Source organism: Paraburkholderia sp. RL17-383-BIF-A (assembly GCF_046028015.1).
Lineage (GTDB): Bacteria > Pseudomonadota > Gammaproteobacteria > Burkholderiales > Burkholderiaceae > Paraburkholderia.
Genome location: NZ_JARESR010000011.1, coordinates 147,512 through 168,343 on the forward strand (window position 1 = coordinate 147,512; position 20,832 = coordinate 168,343).

A 20,832-nucleotide genomic window follows, 5' to 3' on the forward strand; every position below is an offset into this window, starting at 1 on the left:
GGAATTCTAGCGCGAGCGCCACCTTCTTCGCTGACAGGCCGGCAACTGCCGCCCTGCTTCAACAGGTCTAACGCGGCGGCCTCAGCCGAGCGGCGTTTTCAGCGCATCGATGAGATCGAGCAGATCATAGGGCTTGCGCAACAAGATGGCGTGCGGCAAGACCTTGCGCTGCTCCGGCGTCAGCACGAGGTCGTAGCCGGTCAGAAAGATGACGCGCAGATCGGGCCGCTCGCTACACACCTCCAGCGCCAGATCGATGCCCGACTTGCCCGCCAGCCCTACGTCGGTGAGCATCACGCTGATCGCATGTTCGCTGAGAATCTGCCTGGCGTCGTGCTCGCCTTCGGCCTCCAGAATGTCGAAGTCGAACGTGCGCAGCAATTCGGCGGTGCTCGCGCGAATCAGTTCGTCGTCTTCCACCAGCAGAATCCTTGGCCGCGTCTGAGCCGCGAAACTGCCGGCGCTATCCGGCATGGCAGGCGGATCGACCTCGAGAAGATGCTGCTCGGCCTCGGCGATTTCGGCCGCCAGTGGATTCTGCGTTTGCAGCACGTATCGGACTTTGCGCGCCAATGCTTCGTGCGTGTAGGGCTTGCTGAGCAATTCGATGCCTTCATCGAGCCGCCCGGAATGCACGATCGCGTTGTCCGTATAGCCCGACGTGAACAGCACCGCGATCGCGGGCAACCGTTCGCGCGCCTTGCGGGCGAGTTCGGTGCTGCGCAGCGGGCCGGGCATTACCACATCGGTGAACAGCAAGTCGATCGGCACGCCGCTTTCGACGATCGCGAGCGCGCTTTGCGCGTCTTTCGCTTTCAGCACGCGATAGCCGAGATCGGACAGCATTTCGACCACCGTCGTGCGCACTTCCTCGTCGTCCTCCACCACCAGAACCGTTTCCGTGCCGCCCTTCGCGGGACCGGCGTCGATATTCGTTTCGAGGTCTTCCTGCTGGCGCACCCGCGGCAGATAGATGCGAATCGTCGTACCGTGCCCCTCCTCGCTGTAGATCTTCACATGGCCGCCCGACTGCTTGACGAAGCCATACACCATGCTCAAGCCGAGGCCGGTGCCCTGACCTTCGGGCTTGGTCGTGAAGAACGGCTCGAACACGCGCTCGCGTACTTCCGGCGACATTCCGGCGCCCGTGTCGGTGACGGCCAGCATCACGTACTGGCCCGGCGTGACCTCCGCGTTGCGCTTGGCGTAGGCGTCGTCGAGCGCGGCGTTGCCGGCTTCGATCGTGAGCTTGCCGTGGCCGTTCATCGCGTCGCGCGCGTTGATCGCGAGGTTCAGCAGCGCGTTCTCGACCTGGAAGGGATCGACCAGCGTATTCCACAAGCCGCCCGACACGATCGTTTCGATTTCGACGCCGTCGCCGAGCGCGCGTCGCAACATGTCGTCGAGTCCGCGCACGAAGCGGCCGAGATTGACGACCTTCGGCGCGAGCGGCTGACGTCGCCCGAACGCCAGCAACTGCGAGGCGAGGTTCGCGCCGCGGGCCACGCCCGCCAGCGCATTGCGCACGCGCTGCTCGGGCTTCTCGGAACCGGCGACGTCTTTCGCCAGCAGTTGCAGATTGCCGCCTATCACCTGCAGCAGATTGTTGAAGTCGTGCGCGACGCCGCCCGTGAGTTTGCCGATTGCTTCCATCTTCTGCGCCATGCGCAGCGCTTCTTCGGCGTGGCGCAGCGCCTCGGTGGTTTCCTTGTCGGCGGTGACGTCGCGACCCACGCCGTGAATGCGCGCCGTGTCGGGATCGAGCGCGAGTGTCCACGCGACCCAGCGCCACGTACCGTCGATCCGCTTGAAGCGGTTTTCATAGCGCACCGGCACGCCCGTACGACGCAATTCGGCCAGATGCGTGCTGACAACCGCGACATCATCCGGGTGAACCAGGTCGACGTAGGAACGCGACATCAGCCAGTGCATGTTATGACCGAGCGCATTGCTCCACGACGGACTCACGCGCTGCAAGCGGCCTTCGATATCGGCCACCACCAGCAGATCTTCGCTCAACTCCCACAGACGGTCGCGGTCCGCCACCGTCTCGATCACACGGCGCTCCAGCGTTTCGTTCAGATCGTGCAGCGCGCTTTGCGCTTTGGCGCGCTCGGCGATTTCGCTTTGCGCGGCCTGGTACAGACGCGCGTTGTCGATGGCAATGGCCGCTTGCGCGGCGATACCGGCCACGATCCGCTCGGCGCGTTCGGTGAATACGCCAGGCTCCGGATGGCCGAAGAACAGGCCGCCGACCACCTCCCCGCTACGCGACTGCACGGGTGTGGCCAGATAGCTGCGCACCTTCAGGTGGCCTTCCGGCATGCCACGATGCGGTACGTTGTGGCCGTAGCGCGGATCCTGAGTGATATCGTCGACGCGAACAATGCCTTCGCCCTTGAACGTCGGCGCGAACACCGCCGTGTTGCGCGGCATCGGAAAGCCCTCGAACGCTTCCTTCGGCACACCGGACAGCGTGTACAGCATGTAGCTGCCGCCCTTGTCGTCGAGCACGTTATAGAAGAACGAACCGAATGCGGCGCCGGTCAGTTCGGTGGCCGCGTCCGTCACGATCTGCACCGCGCGGTTCAGATCGAGTTCGGCCGCCACCGTCGAGCCCACGCGATTGAGAATCTCCAGCGTGCGCGATTCCTCGCGCAGCTTCATCTCGGTCTCGCGGCGCAAGCGGGCGAGTTGCAGATTGCCCGACACGCGGGCCAGCAGTTCGCGCGCCGAGAAGGGCTTGGTCAGATAGTCGTCGGCACCGTGCTCGATGCCGTCCACGCGTGCTTCCTCGCCCGCGCGGGCGGACAGCATCAACACCGGCGTGTCGCGCAGGTCCGGATCGGCGCGCAGTGCGCGCAGCAGGCCAAAGCCGTCGAGGCGCGGCATCATCACGTCGGAGAGCACCAGATCGGGACGCTCCTCGCGCGCGGCTTCGAGCGCGGCCTGGCCGTCGGTCGCAAGACGCACGTCGTGCCCTGCCGCGCGCAGAATGCGGCTCATGTAATCACGCAAGTCCGCATTGTCGTCGACGACCAGGAGCCGCGCGGCAGCGACCGGCGCAGCGTCGGGCGACTCCTCGCCGGCCGGCTTCGCATCGATTGGCGCATCGGTGAGGATTTCGTTCTCCGGACTCCAGCGCAACGCGGCATCGACATAGGTGCGCGCGTGTTTGCTCATGGCAGCATGCACGGCTGAGTCTTCGGACTGGGACTGCACGGCGCCACGCGGCAGCGAGACGGTGAAGCACGCCCCCTGGCCCAGCGCACTGTCGACCCGCACCGTACCGCCGTGCAGCTTCACCAGTTCCTGCACCATTGCGAGCCCAATGCCACTGCCTTCGACCGAGCGCCCGGGCGCGCCCGCCACGCGATGAAAGCGCTCGAAGAGGCGCGGCACTTCTTCTTCGGCAATGCCGATCCCGCTATCCGTCACGCTAACCTCGACGCCACCGCCGACGACCTCGCGAACCGCGACACGAATCGTGCCGAAGAACGTGAACTTGTATGCGTTGGACAGCAGGTTCATCACGACCTTTTCCCACATCTCGCGGTCGAGTTGCACGACCACGGGCGTGGCCGGAATCTCCACCTCGAGCCGCAGGCCCGCTGTCTCGATCGCGGACTGAAACAGCGACGCGAGTTCGGCCGTGAAGGACGCGATATCCGTGGGTTGCGGGTGACTCTGCATGCGTCCCGCTTCGATGCGCGAAAAATCCAGCAACGCGTTGACGAGCTTGAGCAGCCGCAAGCCGTTGCGGTGCGTGATCTCGATCAGCGCGCGGTCCTCGATATCGCTGCCCATCCGCGCGCTGTCACCGCTTGCGGCAAGTTGCGGCTTGGCGAGCAGTTCTTCGAGAGGGCCGAGCATCAGCGTCAACGGCGTACGGAATTCGTGGCTGATGTTGGAAAAGAACGTGGTTTTCGCGCGGTCGATTTCAGCCAGCGCCTCCGCGCGCCGCCGCTCTTCCTCGTAAGCGCGCGCGTAGCCGATCGCCGCGCCGATCTGGCCGGCGCTCAGGTTCAGAAAGCTGCGATAGGCGTCGTCGAAAAGGCGGCAAGGATTCAGGCCGGCGATCAGAACCACGGCTTGCGTCGCCTCGCCGCCGGCCGACACCGGCAGAACGACCGCCTGCTGCGGCGTGAGATGCCACGGCCCGCGCGGCATCTCGGTGCCGAATCGCTGCGTCAAATCACGCACCAGTTGCGGCGCCTGGATCGCCATCACGTCGCCGACCGGCCAGAGCGAGTCGCCGTCGAGCTTGATTGTCCGCGGCGCCGCCGGGTGATCCGGCTCGATGCCGCTCGAACCGACCAGCGTGGCCGTGTCGCCGCCGGGTTCGGCGGCGTACAGCAAGGCGAATGGAAGATCTTGCAGATTGGACTGCAAGGCACGCGCGCTGAGCTTGCATGCTTCGCGCCAGTCGCGGCCGTCGGGGCTGACCGCCGCCAGTTCCTTGAGCAGCGCCAACTGCCGCTCTCCGACCACCTGTGCGGTGCCGTCGCTGTTGGCGCAGATAATGCCGCCGGGTTCGCCGTCATCGCCGGGAATGGGGCTGTACGAGAAGGTGTAATACGTCTCCTCGGGAAAGCCGTTGCGCTCCATGATAAGCAGCTTCTGTTCGACGAAGATGCCTTCCGCGCCGGCCAGCGCGGTATTCAGAAGCGGCTCGATATCGGTCCAGATTTCGCGCCAGACGACCTTGGTCGGTTGACCGAGCGCGACCGGATGCTTGCCGCCGATGATCGATTTGTACGGGTCGTTGTAAAAATAGATCAGCTCGTCGCCCTAACCAATCCAGATCGGCTGACGCGATGTGAGCATGATGCGGATCGCGATCTTCAGCCCTTGCGGCCAGGTGTCGGGCGCGCCGAGCGCCGTCTGCGTCCAGTCGTAGGCGCGGATGAGCGCGCCCAGTTCGCCGCCGCCGGCAAGGAATGACGGCGCGGCGAGGTCGGCGGGCAATGCATCCGATAAGAAGCGGTCCGGCTCGTTCAACGCGATCTCCTCGACGCGGTGGCTCATAGTCGTGCGGACCGCGGTTGCAAAAGCGGTGCCTGATCCAATGGATAGCCAACGTTAACGCGCAATTGATGTAGCGCGATTCTCGCACGTAGACGGATGCCGGAGGAAGTTGAGACGACGCGCGGAGCGGGCCTTTCGCCGCGCCGGAGAGCGTGTGCCGAGCGGAACGCTGGCAGCGTGGAAGGGATACTGCGAGGGGAGCTTGAACTGCCGGTAAAACGTACCTCGGTGCAATGTTCTGGAAAGGCGATCTTCCCGAGCGCGAGTCAGGCAAGGCGGCGGATTTCTCCGGGATTACGCCCTGCCCGCAGCGGCATTTACAGCAACCCGACGCATACCGCGGCGACGATCGATCCCAGCACCAACACCGCGCCGACGGTCTTGCGTTTGTTCAACTCCGTCCAGAGCAGAACGCCGGTAAGGGACAAGAGAATGATGCTACCGGCCAGCGTGTCGATCAGCAGCACCCAGCCGACGCTCAAGCCCACCCCCTTGTGCAGATTAGTCAGCACCGCGAGGAACGTGTTCTCGCTGCGCTTGACCGTCACGTAACCGTTGCCCACCCAATATTCGGCGGACGTGTTCTCTCGGGGCGACGCGAAATTGAGCTGCCAGTGCTCCGGCTGGACTACGCTGCGCTCGCCCCAAGCGACCGGATGCGCAGGCTCTTTCTGAACACGCCCCGGCGTGCCCGCCAGTTTCAGTTCATGCTTGAGCCACTTGCCCAGATCGCGTGGCGTCTCGGGCGCCGGTTGCGGCAACGGCACCTGCAACACCGCGACCTGCGGCTCGCCGGTCGATACCTTGAGCGGACCGCCGCGATGATTCAGCAGAAACCCCGTGGTGCCGAACAGCAAACCCAGCGCCGCGCCCCACAAACCGACCCAGCCATGCACCTTGCGCAGCCACTTGATGAAGGTGGCGCGGCGCGAGCGCTGCTGGCGCGCCTTCAACTCGCCGCCGTCAAGGCGCTGCGGCTCGCGGGCCGCGCGGTCGATGCCCCTGGGCGCTTGAATGTCGAATGCCTCGGGTGCGCTCACGGTTCGCTCCAGTTACGCAACAGGTTGTGATAGATGCCGACGAGGCTGCGGCGTGCGGCGTCGTCGGCGTTGGTGGCATTGAGCCGTTGAATGGCGGTGTCCATGTCGAACAACATCGCACGCTGCGTATCGCTGCGCACGAGGCTTTGCACCCAGAAGAAACTCGCGACGCGCACGCCGCGCGTGACCGGCGTGACCTGATGCAAACTCGTCGCCGGATAGACGATCATGTCGCCCGCCGGCAGCTTGACCTGCTGCACGCCGTACGTGTCTTCGATCACGAGTTCGCCGCCGTCGTAGTCGGCGGGGTCTGAAATGAACAGCGTCACGGAGACGTCGGTGCGCAGCTTCACGCCGTTGGGCAGCACTCGCACGGCGCCGTCGACATGACTGCCGAACTGCATGCCGCCTTCGTAACGATTGAAGAGCGGCGGATACACCTGGTTCGGCAGCACCGAGCTGATGAACAGCGGATTGCGTTCGATCGACGCGAGAATCACGTCGCCGAGTTGGCGCGCAATGGGCGTGTGTTCGGCAATCTGCTGGTTACGCTTGACCGGTGCGCCCTGATAGCCCGCGGTCGCGCGGCCGTCGACCCACGCGTCGCCGGCATTGTCGAGCCGCTCGCGCACGACGCGCAACTGCTCGGCGCTCAGTACATTCGGAATGTGCAGCAACATGATGGTTCCTTTGCGTCGACTTGCCGTCTTCGAAAACGGCAAGCCTAACGCACCCGTTCAACGTGCATCAAAAGCGGTAATCGAACGTCGCCAGCAACGTGCGTCCGATACCCGGTACGGAACGGCCGCCGTCCGACGGAATCAACGCGTCGTAGTACGTCTTGTTGGTCAGGTTCAGCAGGTTCAGGCGGACGTCGTATTTCTTCGCGTGATACGCCGCGGTCGCATCCCAGCGCGTGTAGCCCGGCACCTGCACGTAATTCGTGTTCGATGCGTAACGCGGCGACATATACGTCGGACCGCCGCCGATTTCCCAATGCGGCGTGAACGCGTAGGTAGTCCAGAACGTCAGCGTGTTACGCGGCGTGTTGGCCGGCACGTGACCTTGCGTGCCGTCGCGCGCCTTCAGGATGATGGCGTCCATGTAGGTGTAGCCGCCGAACACTTGCCATTTGTCCGTAATGTGGCCCGTCACCCCGGCCTGGAATCCGTCTACGCGAACGTCGCCGTCCAGCTCGTATTCCGTCGGCGACACCTGGGTGCGCGCGTTGGTTTTTTCCTGGCGGAAGAATGACGACGTCACCGAGAGATTGCCGCCGAGCAGATCCCATTTCGCGCCGACTTCGTACGATCTGGTCGACTCGGGCGCGAGGTTCTGGGTAAGGTTGGTCACCGTCAGCGCTTCGAGGGACGGATTGAACGACGTGCCGTAAGAGACGTAGTACGACTGCCAGTCGGTCGGCTGATAGATGACCCCGGCGCGCACGCTGGTGAAGAAATTGGTTTGCGTCGCGTAGCCCGGCAGGCTGATCGTGTTGTGGATCTGCGCCTGGAAGCGATCCCAACGCAAGCCGCCAATCACCTTCCATTGCTGGCCGATCGATACGGTGTCGTTCAGGTAGGCGCCGATTTCGTTCGACCCGGAGTCCGCATGGTTGCCGACCGTCGTCGTCACACCTGCGGGCGTGGACAGATACGCGGGATTCACCATCGAAACGACCGGCAGATTGTTACGCGTGTACGCCTGGTTCGAATAGCTGTCGTGACCGAGGCTGACACCGGCGATCAGGTCGTGCTTGATCGGGCCGGTCACGAATTTGTATTGCAGCATCGTGTCGTTGTACAGCGAGTGGTTCTCGATCACACGGTCGTGGCTTTGCAACTTGATGAACAGTTGCGACGGCGACAACGTCGTGTAATTGCCGTTGGTCAACGCGGTGCTGCTGGCGAGCGGCCCCGTCAGCACCGCTTGCGGCGCGGTTTCGCGCGCGTCGGTCATCGAGTGCGAGAACTGCGTCTGGTTGGTCAGGATCAGGTTGTCCGAAAACTTGTGCTTGAGCGCGGCGGTGACCGTCTGCACGTCCTGAATCGTGCGGTCGGTGGTCAAGCCGTAGAAGGTGTTCTTCGGCACCGGCGACGGGTGACCGTTCAACGCCTGCACGCCGTAGTCAGGCATGTCGTAGTTGTGCTGGATCAGCGCGGAGATCGTGACTTCGGTCGGCGTGCCGATCCCGAAGCGCACTTCCGGCGCGATGCCGTAGTCCTTGTTCTTCATCTCGTCGCGCGTCGAACCGAGGCTTTGGCCGAACGCGTTCAGGCGAATCGCCGAGGTCTCTGTCAGCTTATGGTTCACATCGACGGTGCTGCGATATTTGGCGTCGGTGCCGATCATGCCCGTGACTTCCGCCGAGTCCTTCAGGTTCGCCTTCTTGCTGACCTGGTTGATCACGCCACCCGTCGAACCGCGGCCGAACAGCATCGACGAAGGACCGTACAGCACTTCGATTTCTTCGAGGTCGAACGTGTCGCGATAGTACTGGTTGCGATCGCGGAAACCGTCCAGATAGATGTCGTTCTGTGCGGTGAAGCCGCGCAGGTTGATGTTGTTGCCGATCTGACCGCCTTCGGCCGCGCCGATCGTCACGCCCGGCGCGTTGCGCAGCGCGTCCTGGAACGAGGTCGCGCCTTGCGATTGCAGCACGGCCTTGTTGATAACCGTGACGGTCTGCGGAATATCGCGCAGCGCCGTCGGCGTCTTTGCACCGACCGTCGACCGCTCTGCCTGGAAGTCCTGTTGTTCAGCCTGCGCCGAGACGCCGATGGTCGGCAAGGTATGGCTGTCGGCGGTGGTCGCCGCGGCCGGCGAGGCGGCTGGCAACGCGGTTTGCGGAGCGGTCTGCGCGACCGCCGGAGTCGCAAAAGGAACGGCAAAAGCTAGCGCTAACGCTGTCGCAAGCGGCGTGTGGTTGAACATGGAAATCCCGTCAGAGATGCGCTTGCCCGATTCGCATACCTGAGATGGAATCAATGACAAATTCGCAATTGGCTGGCTGCCGGTCTCGTGCGCACGGCACCGATGACGGGATGGCTGGCTGCTGTTAAATGAGAATCGCTATCATTCCACACGCATAAAACCGCATCAATCGCAGCGTCGCTTACCCCTCGTAACGGAATTGTTTCTATTTTTTACGATTGAAAGGCTTATGTAATTTAATGCGTTCGAGTTATGCCTGAATATTACATTTCAGTAATGTTACTTGCATTGAAATAAAAGGCTTTCTGGCTTGTAAGTTCAAAACACACCGAACCGAAGCTTTCAACTTACTAACGGTTTACAGCGATCGCAGCCGGCATCAATTCCCGACACGGTTTATCCTTTTTGCAACACTGCATCTTGAACTGTTCCGTTCATCCCCCGGAGTTGACCATGCAATATCGCAAATTCGGCCGCACCGGCCTGACCGTTTCGCGCCTGTGTCTCGGCACGATGACCTTCGGCCTGCAGACCGAAGAAGATGACTCGCATCGCATACTCGACACGGCGGCGGATGCCGGCGTGAACTTCATCGATACGGCCAATGTGTATCCGCTCGGCGGCGGCGAGAATATTGCCGGTCGCACGGAGGAGATCGTCGGGCGCTGGCTGAAGGGCAAACGCGACCGCTTCATTCTGGCGACGAAAGCGGTCGGCAAGATGGGACCCGCGGCGTGGGATCAAGGCGCGTCGCGCAAACATCTGCTGGACGCCATCGACGCCTCGTTGCAGCGCCTCGGCACCGACTACGTCGACCTCTACCAGCTTCACTCCGACGACGCGAATACGCCGCTCGACGAAACCCTCGAAGCGCTGGACGTGATCGTGCGATCAGGCAAGGCGCGCTATATCGGCGTGTCGAATTTTCTCGCGTATCGGCTCGCCCGCGCCTTGGGCCGCGCCGATGTTCTGCGGGTGGCGCGCTTCGTCTCCGTTCAGCCTCGCTATAACTTGCTGTTCCGGCAGATCGAGCGCGAGTTGCTGCCTCTCGCAAACGAAGAGCAACTGGCCGTGATGCCATACAACCCGCTCGCGGGTGGACTGCTCACGGGCAAGCATCAACTGGATGCGACGCCGACGTCCGGCCGTTTCACCGAAACCGTCGGCAAGGCCGGCGCGATGTATCAGCAGCGGTATTGGCACAAACGCGAGTTCGAGACGATCGAGCAATTGAAAGCCATCGTGGCGCCGACCGGTGAATCGCTGACGCGGGTTTCGCTCGCCTGGGTGCTGGCGAACCCGCTCGTCACATCCGCGATTATCGGTGCGAGCCGCGCCGAGCAATTGAGCGATACGCTCGCGGCGTCCGAGTTCGTGCTCGATCCGCAGATCAAGACGCAACTCGACGAAGCGAGCGTGGAATATCGTTGGGGCGACGCGGCGCGTTAAGCGCAACCGCCTGCCGCGAGGGCGGCAGGCGTCGCGCGAAGATCACTTGAAGCGGCCCGTCCGTTGATTGGCTTCCGGCAATTGCCGCGATTCACGCATGGACTTTGCATGCCATAGACGCGCGCCGCCTTCAATGCCGGCATCGTTTGAAACGGTCGCCACGTTGGCCGGCAGATCGAACTTGAGCCGCGCGGCGTTGCCGCCACCAATCCACAGTTTGTCGTAGTTCACCAGCGCACTCAGGATCCCGATCACCTTCTGAACGCGCCGGTTCCAGCGTTTGTTGCCGACTTTCCCACGCGCCGCCTCGCCGATGTATTCGTCGTAAGCCACGCCCTTCTTGCTGACCGGGTGATGCGCAAGCTCCAGATGGGGCATCAGCTCACCGTCGCGAAACATCGCCGTCCCCGCGCCCGTGCCGAGCGTCAGCACGAATTCGAGGCCTTGGCCCTGGATCGCAGCGAAACCCTGCATCTCGGCGTCGTTGATCATACGAACCGGCAATCCGCCCAGGCGCTGTGCCAGTGAATCAGCCAGTGGAATATCGTGCCAGCCTTCGACGCCAAAGTGCGGCGCGGTCAGAATACGGTTGTTGCGCACCACGCCCGGAAAGCCGATCGACATCAGCGTAGGCGGCTCCTGTTCGACGAGCGGCGCGACCAGCGTCGCCAGCACGTCCACGAGTTGATCCGGCGTACACGGATGCGGCGTCGCCACTCGCACGCGCTCTGTTTTCATCTTGCCGTCCGCGTCGATGATCGCGGCTTTCAAACCCGTGCCACCAACGTCAATCGCCAGAATTCGCTCGGTACTGCTTGTCACTTTCGTCTTACGTGTCGCCACGGTGTCCCCCGATTGTGTTGGTGCGGCTCGTCGGATTACTTCTTCTGAACGGCGTCCTGTTTCAACGGCCGCCATTTGTGACCGTCGCGCGCCAATAGCGCGTCTGCTTCCGCGGGACCTTCGCTGCCGGCCGCATAACCATGCACCGGCATCGCACCGCCCGATTTCGGATGCAGCACGTCGTCCACCGCGCACCAGCTCGTTTCGATACTGTCGGCACGCTGAAATAACGTCTCGTCGCCGAGCATGCAGTCGTAGAGCAAGGTCTCGTAGCCGACGTTCGCCCGCTCCGCGAAAAAGTCGCCATAGTCGAACGACGACTGCACTGGCCCGACTTGCATGACCGGCCCCGGCGTTTTTACGTTGAAGTCGAAGCTCGTGCCGTGCGCGGGATCGATGCGCAAGGTCAGCACGTTAGGCGTAAGTGCGTCCACTGGAGTGTCACGAAACAGGCGGAACGGCACCGGTTTCAGTTGCACCGAGATTTCCGTGCGACGCGCGGCCAAGCGCTTGCCGGTGCGCAGATAGAACGGCACGCCGGCCCAACGCCAGTTCTCGACGAACACGCGTGCCGCTGCGTAGGTTTCCGTCGTGCTGTCCGGCGCGACGTCCGGCTCCTCGCGGTAGCCGACACCCGCCGGGCCCTTTGCATACTGACCGAACACGACGTCGTCCGGGGTCAGCGGCTGGATGGCGTCGAAGATCTCAGCCTTCTTGTCGCGCACGGCCTCGGCATCGAACGAATTGGGCGGCTCCATGGCGACCATGCCGAGCAACTGGAACAGATGGTTCGGCACCATGTCGCGGAACGCACCGGTCTGTTCGTAGAACTTGCCGCGCCCTTCGACGCCGATCGTCTCCGCAGCGGTGATCTGCACGCAGTCGATATATTCGCGCCGCCACATCGGTTCGAACAGCGCATTGGCGAAGCGCACCGCGAGAATGCTCTGCACGGTGTCCTTGCCGAGAAAGTGATCGATGCGATAGACCTGCGATTCCTTTGCGTACGACAGAATATGCGCGTTCAGATCGCGTGCCGAAGCGAGATCGGTGCCGAACGGTTTTTCGATCACAAGCCGGCGGAAGCCGCCGCTGTCGCCCTCGTTCAGCAGGCCAGCATTGCCGAGACGCTCGACGATCGGTTTAAAAAACCGCGAGCTGACCGCGAGATAGAAGATCACGTTAGCGCCCGGCGCTTGCTCGATCTTTTGCTTGAGCTTCGCGAAGACATCGTCGGTTTCGAATTCGCCGGCCATGTATTCGAGCCGTTGCGCAACCCAGTCCCACGCCTGGTCGTCGAGCTTGCCGGCGTGGAAGGTGCTGGCTTTGTCGGCGGCAAACTGTTCGAGTGACTTGTGCAGGTCTTCGCGCCACTCGCTCGTCTCGCGTTCGCCATGATTCACCCCGATGATTTTCATCCCGCCGTCGAGCAGGCTGTCCACCGCCAGGTTGTAGAGCGCCGGCATGAGGAGCCGTTTGGTCAGGTCGCCGCCCGCGCCGAAGATCACCAGCGTACAAGGTGGCGCGGGCCGCTTGCCAGCCGGAGAAGCCGGCGCTTGCTGCGGGCTCGCGCTGACTTTGCAACTCGGCTGTTGACTGGCGGCGGGGCGAGCGGATGTTCGGTTATTCGGTGTAGTCGACATGGGATTCACTTTTGGAAACCAATGGAACGAACGTGGTGATACATGAAAGACCACGCTTGAACCCACACAGTTCAAAAACCGCCGCGCGCCCCTGTTCGCCGTGCGATGTTGTAGGGCTTATGTAACCTCGCTCACCTCATAGACTCGGCGCCGCCGCGCACTACTTCGCCGATGCGTGCGCGGGCTCGGGTGCGGATGCCGGCGCGGGCTCGAGCGACCGCGCCGCCGCTGTGGCTTGCGCCGACGATGAAGCCGCCACAGGCTCCCGATCCGTTTCGCCCGGCAACGGCACGTTGCCCGATGCGCCCATCACGCGCGGCTGCAATAACAAGGCGACCAGACCGGTCCAGCCGGTTTGATGCGAAGCGCCCACGCCGCGCCCGGTATCGCCATGAAAATACTCATGGAACAGGATCAGGTCGCGCGAACGCGGGTCGGTTTGCAATAACGGATACGCGCCCATGACCGGACGCTCGCCGTCCTTGTTCTTGAGAAACAGCGTGGTACACCGGCGCGCCAGCTCGTCTGCAATTTCGCTCAGCGTGAACGCCTGGCCCGAGCCGGTCGGATACTCGACTTTGAAATCGTCGCCATAGTAGCGATGAAATTCATACAGCGATTCGATCAGCAAATAGTTCACCGGCATCCAGACCGGACCGCGCCAGTTCGAATTACCGCCGAACACGCGCGTATCGGATTCGGCCGGCAAATACTTCACGGTGAAACTGTCGCCGTTGTGATTGAACACGAACGGCTGATCGCGATGAACGCGCGAGAGCGCTCGCACGCCGTGATCGGAGAGAAATTCGCTTTCGTCGAGCGCACGGCGCAGCAATGCTTTCATCCGATGCCCGCGCAATAGCGAGAGCAACAGCGAGTTACCCTTGCCCGGCTCGTTCCAGCGCGAAACCAGCTTCGCCAGATCCGGACGATGTTCGAGGAACCAGACAAGCCGCTCACGCAAACACGGCAAGCCGCCATGCAGACGCTCTTCGAGCACATGCACGGCGAACAGCGGAATCAGCCCTACGATCGAGCGCAGGCGCATGGGAACGCTGCTGCCGTCCGGCAAACGCAGCTTGTCGTAGAAGAACTCGTCCTCGCTGTCCCACAAGCCGGTATCGCAGCCGTCGTCGCAACTCACGGCTTGCGCGATATACAGGAAGTGCTCGAAGAACTTCACGCCGATGTCGACGAAAACATGATTGGCGTACGCGAGTTCCAGCGCGATACGCATCAGGTCGAGCGCGTACGCGGCCATCCATGCGGTACCGTCGGCCTGGTCGATGTGGCCGCCGGTCGGTAGCGGCGACGAGCGGTCGAAAATGCCGACGTTGTCCAGCCCAAGAAAGCCGCCCTGAAAAATGTTGTGGCCGTCGGCGTCCTTACGGTTCACCCACCAGGAGAAGTTCAGCAGCAGCTTGTGGAAAACGAGTTCGAGAAAATCGCGATCGCCCTTGCCCGTGAGCGCGCGGTCGATTTCGTACACGCGCCACGCGGCCCACGCATGCACCGGCGGATTGGCGTCGCCGAGCGCCCACTCATACGCAGGAATCTGACCGTTCGGATGCTGATAGCGGTCCTTCACCAGCAACAGCAATTGCCGCTTCGCGAACGCCGGGTCGATCAGCGCGAACGCGGCGGCATGAAACGCCAGGTCCCACGACGCGTACCACGGGTATTCCCACTTGTCGGGCATCGACACGATGTCCGCGTTGCACAAGTGCCGCCAGTCCATATTGCGGCCATGCTTGCGGCTTGCAGGCGGCGCAGGCTGAAGCGGGTCGCCCTCGAGCCAGCGTTGCACGTCGTACTGGTAGTACTGCTTCGACCACAGCATGCCGGCGAGCGCCTGACGCTGCACCAGGCGCGCGTCGGGGTCGGTAATATCGTGCTGCAACGCGCCATAGAACTCGTCGGCCTCGGCAATGCGGTGCGCGAATATCGCGTCGGCGTCGAGTTGCACGTCGTCGGGACTCGACTGCGGACGCCAGCGCATGTACACGACCGCACGTCCACGGGGTCCGAGCTCGATCGCAGCATGCGCGCCGGCCTTGGTGCCAGCGTCTCGGCGAATCGCGTGTTCATCGCCGTGCACGAGATAATCGTTGAAACCGTCTTTGAACGGACCCGCGCCGTCCGTATTGAAGAGACGCTTGACGTTGGTGTCGTTCTCGCAGAAGAGCCATGTCACCGGCGCGTCTTTCGACCATGCCGTGACGACGATCGGCTCCTGGCCATGCTGATGCCCGACCACATGCGCGTCGCCATTGTGGTCCGCGCCGGCAACGAGCGAGGGCTTGTCCTTGTTCTCCTCCCACGACCAGGAATTGCGCGCCCAGATTTGCGGCAGCACATCCAGTGAGGCCGCCTGGTCCGCGCGGTTCTCGATGGTCACGCGCATGAGGATATCGTCCGGCGCGTGTTTCGCGTATTCCACCTGCACGTCGAAGTAGCGTAAATCGTCGAACACGCCCGTGTCGAGAATTTCGTACTCCGGCATGTCGCCGCCGCGTCGCGCGTTTTCCTGCACGAGGTCTTCGTAGGGATAGGCGGCATGCGGGTATTTGTACAGCATGCGCATGTACGAATGCGTCGGTGTGCCGTCGACGTAAAAGTACAGCTCTTTCACATCTTCGCCGTGATTACCTTGAGCATTCGTGAGACCGAACAGGCGCTCCTTCAGGATCGCGTCCTTGCGATTCCAGAGCGCGAGCGAAATGCACCAGCTCAGCTTGTCGTCGCCGAATCCGGCAATGCCGTCTTCGCCCCAGCGGTAAGCGCGGCTGCGCGCATGGTCGTGCGGAAACGAGTCCCACGCTGTACCGTCCGCGCTGTAATCCTCGCGCACGGTGCCCCATTGACGCTCGCTGAGATACGGTCCCCAGCGCTGCCAATGCGCACAGTCGGCCGAATGGAGCCGTGAACCCTCAATGGTGGCGAGCAGATTGGCAGCGCGCAGCGGTGGCATGACTACGTCCTTGCATCAGGCTTGGCGGTGGGACACACATCGTAGCGCGGTTTAGGCGCCGGCGGTCGGCAACCGGGCAAGCAGCGTTTCCATGCGCAGCAACTCGCCCAGCGACCAGGCCTGAAAGGGCGTGCCGGCCGGAGCGTGCGGCGCGTCGCCATCGGCGATTTCAGAGAGATGATCGAGGCCGGCATGATCGAGATGCGCGTAGAGCGGGTCGAGAAAGCGCGTTTTCGCTTGCATGCGGGCGTCCGCCTCGCCGCCGTGGATTCGCAGCCACGCTTCGACAAACGGACCGAGCAGCCACGGCCACGCGGTTCCTTGATGATAGGCGCCATCGCGCTCCAATGGAGGCCCGCCGTAGTGCCCGCGATAAGCCGGGTCGGACGGTGCGAGCGTCCTCAGCCCCAGCGGCGTGAGCAACAGCGCTTCGACCTGATCGAGCACCGCACGCGCCGCCGCGCCTTGCAGCAAGGGAAACGGCAGGCCGCCTATGGCGAAGATCTGGTTGGGGCGGATCGAGCGGTCGATCGCGCCTTTGACGTGATCGACATCCACGTTGTCGAAGAGCGCTTGCGTGGCTGGATCGATGAAGCGTTCATGAAACGCTTGCAACGCTCGGTCGGCGGCAGGCTGCCACTGCGAATTCCACGTTGCTGCAATGCGCAATGCGTTGATCCAGAGCGCCTGCACTTCGACCGGCTTGCCGATGCGCGGCGTCACCACCCAGTCGCCGACTTTCGCATCCATCCACGTGAGTTGAACGCTGGGTACGCCGGCGCTGAGCAGGCCGTCGTCGGCGGATGCCTGGATGTTGAAGCGCGTGCCTTTCGTGTAGCCCGCGAGGATGGATTCGCTCGCCTGTTGCAGGCGCTGCTGCGTCGCAACGCTAGCGTGATGGGTCGCGAGATAGTCGTGCACGGCGACGATGAACCACAGCGACGCATCCACCGAGTTGTATTCCGGCGTGTCGCCATAGTCGGGGAAGCGATTTGGCAGCATGCCTTCGGATAGCGTGCCTGACCATTCGAGCAGGATCGCTTCAGCGTCGTCGAACCGGCCCGATGCGATCAGCAAGCCGCGCATTGCGATAAAGGTGTCGCGCCCCCAATCAGTGAACCACGGAAAACCCGCGAGGATCGTGCGGCCTTCGTTGCGCTCGACCACGTAGGTATCGGCAGAACGTTGCAGGCGAGAGCCAAGGGCGTCGCGGCGCTGTTGTTCGATGCGCGCGAGTTCTGTCGCATGCGCGGCTGCCGCCATTGCGTTTGGAGATTGCGTTGCGCTCGCAGTGTGAGAAGCGCTGAGAATCATCACGGCTTCACCATCGGCGAGATTGAAGGTGAGCACGCCGGGCGTCGCGAGATCCTCGCTGAAATCGAGCCCACGTTCTCGCTCGCGAACGTAGCAGAAGTTGCGATACCAATCCGGCGCGTGGGTGTAGACGCCGTTCGTCGCACACTGGATCACCGGCAGATCGCCGTAGGGTTGCCAGTTCACGCAGGCCCGATCGTCGCTCGTCTGCGCATTGAAATTGAATGCGGCGTTTTCATGATGCAGTGCGTGGTAGTCGCGGCCCGATAGTAGCGGCCTGACGTTCAATGTGAGAGGGATCGCTTCAGCTTTGTTTCCGACACCCTCCAGACGCCAGCGCAAAACCGTTTCGCGGGTCGCCTTGCTAACGAACACATCGGCGGTCAACACGAGATGCGTGTCGAGTTGCATACGCCACGTCGGCCACGGCGCGGTGTCGAACGTAACCAGACTCGCTGTCAGGTCCGGATAGATCAGATCCGGCACGTATCGCTGCATGCTCAACGGATAACGCTTGCCATTCGCCTCCAGCCACGCCTCCACGCCGTTGACAAGCACGACACGCCCGCCTGGCGCACGCGTAGCCGAGAGCAGCAGCGCGTGATAACGGCGCGTGCGCAGCATGCCGACCGTACCTGACGCGAACCCGCCGAAGCCATCCGCTTCCAGCCATTCGTCTTCGAGACGCGTGATGTCGAAAGGTCGTTCGATGTGTGTCATGAACTTACCGGTTGAACAAAGCCGTCAATCATTCGGTGTGCCTGGACGACAGGCACATGGCGCTGCGGTGACCATTCTCCTACTTATCACTTTCCGCTTCCTTTCGAAAAACCGACTCGCAGACGCAAGTTTTACCACTCGCAAACGTTTCACAATTATTTCTTGAAAGGGTTGGAGACTGCATCCGCTTTCACGAACTGGATGCAAAACATGAGAAGAGACAAAGGCCTCACGAGTGACGCTCGGGTTGCCGCTCGGTTTTCCGCTTTGGTTGCGCTTGCAACTTTAGCGTTGAGCGGTTGCGGTGCGGATGATTCCGCGCCTTCCGCGGCGTCTTCATCGCAAGCCGTTGCCGGCAACGATGCCGCGCCCGGTGCGGCGATATCGCCCGCCACGCCGATCCTCAACGCATCTTCAACGCTTGCGGCAAACCCAACCGCGGCCTCCGATCCGATCACGCAGAACATGCAAGCCAGTCTCGCCGCGGACAACCAGCAAGTCGCACCCGTCATGCATTACGCGCCCGGCGACAGCGGCAGCAGCAGCAGCAGCAACTGACCCGATTCCACCGGCGCGCGAGCCGCGCTATTCTTTTCCCACGCAGAAGGTGATATTCGATGACATCAACTAGCCGTCGCCGTTTCCTGCAGACCGTGGCTTCATCCGCGGGCGCTGCTGCCGCACTGACCGCACTGCCCGAGTCGATTCGCAACGCACTTGCCGTTCCCGCGTTTTCGCGCACCGGCACGATCCGCGATGTCGAGCACATCGTCGTGTTCATGCAGGAGAACCGCTCGTTCGACCACTACTTCGGCCACCTGCGCGGTGTGCGTGGCTACAACGACCGCTTCCCGATTCCGCTGCCCAACGGCAAGCCGGTGTGGTATCAACCGTCGAAGGAAGATCCGACCCGGCCGGTCCTGCCGTTCCATCTGAACACGGCGACCACCAGCGCGCAATGCGTCGGCGATCTGGATCACTCCTGGTACAAGACCCATGCCGCAATCGACGGCGGCCGCTACGACCAATGGCCGGCCACCAAGACCGACATGACGATGGGTTATCACCTGCGCAGCGACATTCCGTTCCATTACGCGCTGGCCGATGCGTTCACCATCTGTGACGCTTACTTCTGCTCGCTGCCGGGACCGACGCACCCGAACCGCTCGTATCTGATGACCGGCATGGTCGATCCGACCGGCACGCTGGGTGGTCCGCTGCTCGACAACAACGATTTCGTCGACGGCGACGGGCCGCCGAATTACCAGTTGCTCTCGTGGACCACGTATCCGGAGCGTCTGCAAGCCGCGGGCATTTCGTGGCAGGTCTACCAGCAAGGCCTGACTGGCGCCGATCCGCTGAACGGCAACTACGGCACCAACATCCTGCAGAACTTCACGAACTTCATCAACGCGCAGCCGGGTTCGCCGTTGTATGAGCGCGCGCAAACCGTGCGCACCATCGCCGACCTGAAGGCCGACGTGCTGGCCAACAAGCTGCCGCAAGTATCGTGGTTGTGCCCGCCGGCTGCGTACTCGGAACACCCGAGCTACACGCCCGCATACGGCGCGGAATACACCTCGCAGATTCTGGATGCGCTGACGTCGAATCCCGAAGTCTGGAGCAAGACCGTGCTGTTCATCATGTACGACGAGAACGACGGCTTCTTCGATCATCTCGTGCCGCCGCAACCGGCCACGACCGGCGCGCAAGGCAAGTCGACGGTCAGCACCGAAGGCGAAATTCACAACGTGGTGAATCCGTTACGGGGCGGCAGCTACACCGCCGACGGCCTGCCCTACGGCCTCGGCCCGCGCGTGCCGATGACCATCGTGTCGCCGTGGAGCAAGGGCGGCTTTGTGTGCTCGCAGGTGTTCGATCACACGTCGGTGATTCGCTTCATCGAAGCACGCTTTGGCGTGTATGAGCCGAACATCACGGCATGGCGCCGCGCGGTGTGCGGCGACCTGACCACGGCGTTCGACTTCCGCACGCCGGACTCGAAGGTGCCGCCGCTGCCGGACACGAGCAACTACAAGAGCATCGCCGACAACCAGTGCGCCACGCAGCCGAAGCCGACCGTCCCCGCGACGCCGGGCGCGATCGACCCGCAGGAAAGCGGGATTCGCTTCGCGCGCCCGTTGCCGTACGAGTTGCATGTGAACGGGCACGCAGACGCGAAGAAGAACACGTTCGAAATCTCGATCGGCAACACCGGCGATCAGGGCGCGCATTTCTATCTGTACTCGACCAATCGCACGGATGGCCCGTGGCGTTACACCGTCGAAGCAGGCAAGTCGCTCAACGAAACGTTCGATCTGACGGTGACCAACGGCGTGTACACGTTCGAAGTGTTCGGGCCGAATGGTTTCGTGCGCAAGTTTGCGGGCAACACGCAGCAGGCGACGGCGCAGAACGCGCAGTTCGCAGGCGGCCACGGCAGCAACAAGCGCGCGGAGCCGGAAGTGAAGGTGCAATACGACGTCGCGAACGGTAACGTGTTCCTCAAGTTCAGCAACAAGGGCGGCGGCATTGCGCGTTTGACGGTGACGGACAACGCCTACGGTGCGCGCGCCCGTCCGGTGCTGGTGCCGGCAGGCGCGCATATCGAAGAAGCGTGGATACTGGCGTCGAGCCATCACTGGTACGACTTGACGGTGACGAGCAACGACGACGCCAGCTTCTCGCGCCGCCTTGCGGGTCACGTCGAGAATGGGCGGCCGAGCATTAGCGATCCGGCGGCGGTCGCGCCGGTGTTGGTGGCGAATTAAGAGCGGGTCATGCGCGCTGGGCTTCAATCGGGTACGTGGCTGGTTTGGAAGGCTCGATCGAAGCCCAATTGCGCGAGCACGCTCTGCAGAAAATCGCGCGCGGCGTTAAAGTGAAGCTC

10 protein-coding genes and 1 pseudogene are annotated in these 20,832 nt (G+C 62.7%); 2 read left to right on the top strand and 9 right to left on the bottom strand.

Annotated elements, in window-relative coordinates:
* Nucleotides 1–81: 81 nt before the first annotated feature.
* The 4 genes and pseudogenes from P0D71_RS15605 to P0D71_RS15620 all read right to left on the bottom strand — a co-directional run bounded on the left by P0D71_RS15605 (nucleotide 82) and on the right by P0D71_RS15620 (nucleotide 9,002).
* A pseudogene (locus P0D71_RS15605) lies at nucleotides 82–5,028 on the bottom strand (response regulator).
* A gap of 317 nt (nucleotides 5,029–5,345) precedes the next feature.
* Nucleotides 5,346–6,068 carry a PepSY-associated TM helix domain-containing protein gene (locus tag P0D71_RS15610; protein ID WP_408294870.1) on the bottom strand — a complete coding sequence of 241 codons (723 nt, stop codon included), beginning with the start codon at nucleotides 6,066–6,068 and terminating at the stop codon, nucleotides 5,346–5,348.
* Nucleotides 6,065–6,748, bottom strand: coding sequence for a Fe2+-dependent dioxygenase (locus tag P0D71_RS15615; RefSeq protein ID WP_091805578.1), 684 nt, complete (start codon nucleotides 6,746–6,748; stop codon nucleotides 6,065–6,067). Before P0D71_RS15615 ends, P0D71_RS15610 begins: the two co-directional genes overlap by 4 nt.
* Nucleotides 6,749–6,815: 67 nt before the next feature.
* Nucleotides 6,816–9,002: a TonB-dependent receptor gene (locus P0D71_RS15620; RefSeq protein WP_408480873.1), complete on the bottom strand. Its 2,187-nt coding sequence runs from the start codon at nucleotides 9,000–9,002 to the stop codon at nucleotides 6,816–6,818.
* Between the two features lie 453 nt (nucleotides 9,003–9,455).
* On the opposite strand from P0D71_RS15620, the gene P0D71_RS15625 reads away from it, so the two are divergent.
* A complete protein-coding gene (locus tag P0D71_RS15625; protein WP_408480875.1) occupies nucleotides 9,456–10,451 on the top strand; it encodes an aldo/keto reductase in 996 nt (331 codons plus the stop codon).
* 42 nt (nucleotides 10,452–10,493) lie between these two features.
* Here the strand turns inward: P0D71_RS15625 and P0D71_RS15630 are convergent, their stop codons facing one another.
* From P0D71_RS15630 to P0D71_RS15650, 5 genes are all read right to left on the bottom strand, one after another.
* Nucleotides 10,494–11,294, bottom strand: a complete 801-nt coding sequence (locus P0D71_RS15630) for an ROK family protein (protein WP_408480877.1) — start codon at nucleotides 11,292–11,294, stop codon at nucleotides 10,494–10,496.
* Between the two features lie 35 nt (nucleotides 11,295–11,329).
* Nucleotides 11,330–12,937 carry a glucose-6-phosphate dehydrogenase gene (zwf, locus tag P0D71_RS15635; protein WP_408480879.1) on the bottom strand — a complete coding sequence of 536 codons (1,608 nt, stop codon included), beginning with the start codon at nucleotides 12,935–12,937 and terminating at the stop codon, nucleotides 11,330–11,332.
* Between the two features lie 160 nt (nucleotides 12,938–13,097).
* Entirely contained in the window at nucleotides 13,098–15,908 is a 2,811-nt protein-coding gene (locus P0D71_RS15640) for an MGH1-like glycoside hydrolase domain-containing protein (RefSeq protein WP_408480881.1), read from the bottom strand.
* A gap of 51 nt (nucleotides 15,909–15,959) precedes the next feature.
* The gene (locus P0D71_RS15645) at nucleotides 15,960–17,942 is read right to left on the bottom strand and encodes an amylo-alpha-1,6-glucosidase (RefSeq protein WP_408480883.1); all 1,983 of its coding nucleotides are present in this window, start codon (nucleotides 17,940–17,942) and stop codon (nucleotides 15,960–15,962) included.
* 155 nt (nucleotides 17,943–18,097) lie between these two features.
* Nucleotides 18,098–18,409, bottom strand: a complete 312-nt coding sequence (locus P0D71_RS15650) for a hypothetical protein (protein WP_408294846.1) — start codon at nucleotides 18,407–18,409, stop codon at nucleotides 18,098–18,100.
* A gap of 150 nt (nucleotides 18,410–18,559) precedes the next feature.
* Between P0D71_RS15650 and P0D71_RS15655 the strand changes: the two genes are divergently transcribed.
* Nucleotides 18,560–20,713 (top strand): phosphocholine-specific phospholipase C, encoded by a 2,154-nt coding sequence (locus P0D71_RS15655; protein WP_408294843.1) that lies wholly within the window; start codon nucleotides 18,560–18,562, stop codon nucleotides 20,711–20,713.
* Nucleotides 20,714–20,832 lie beyond the last annotated feature (119 nt).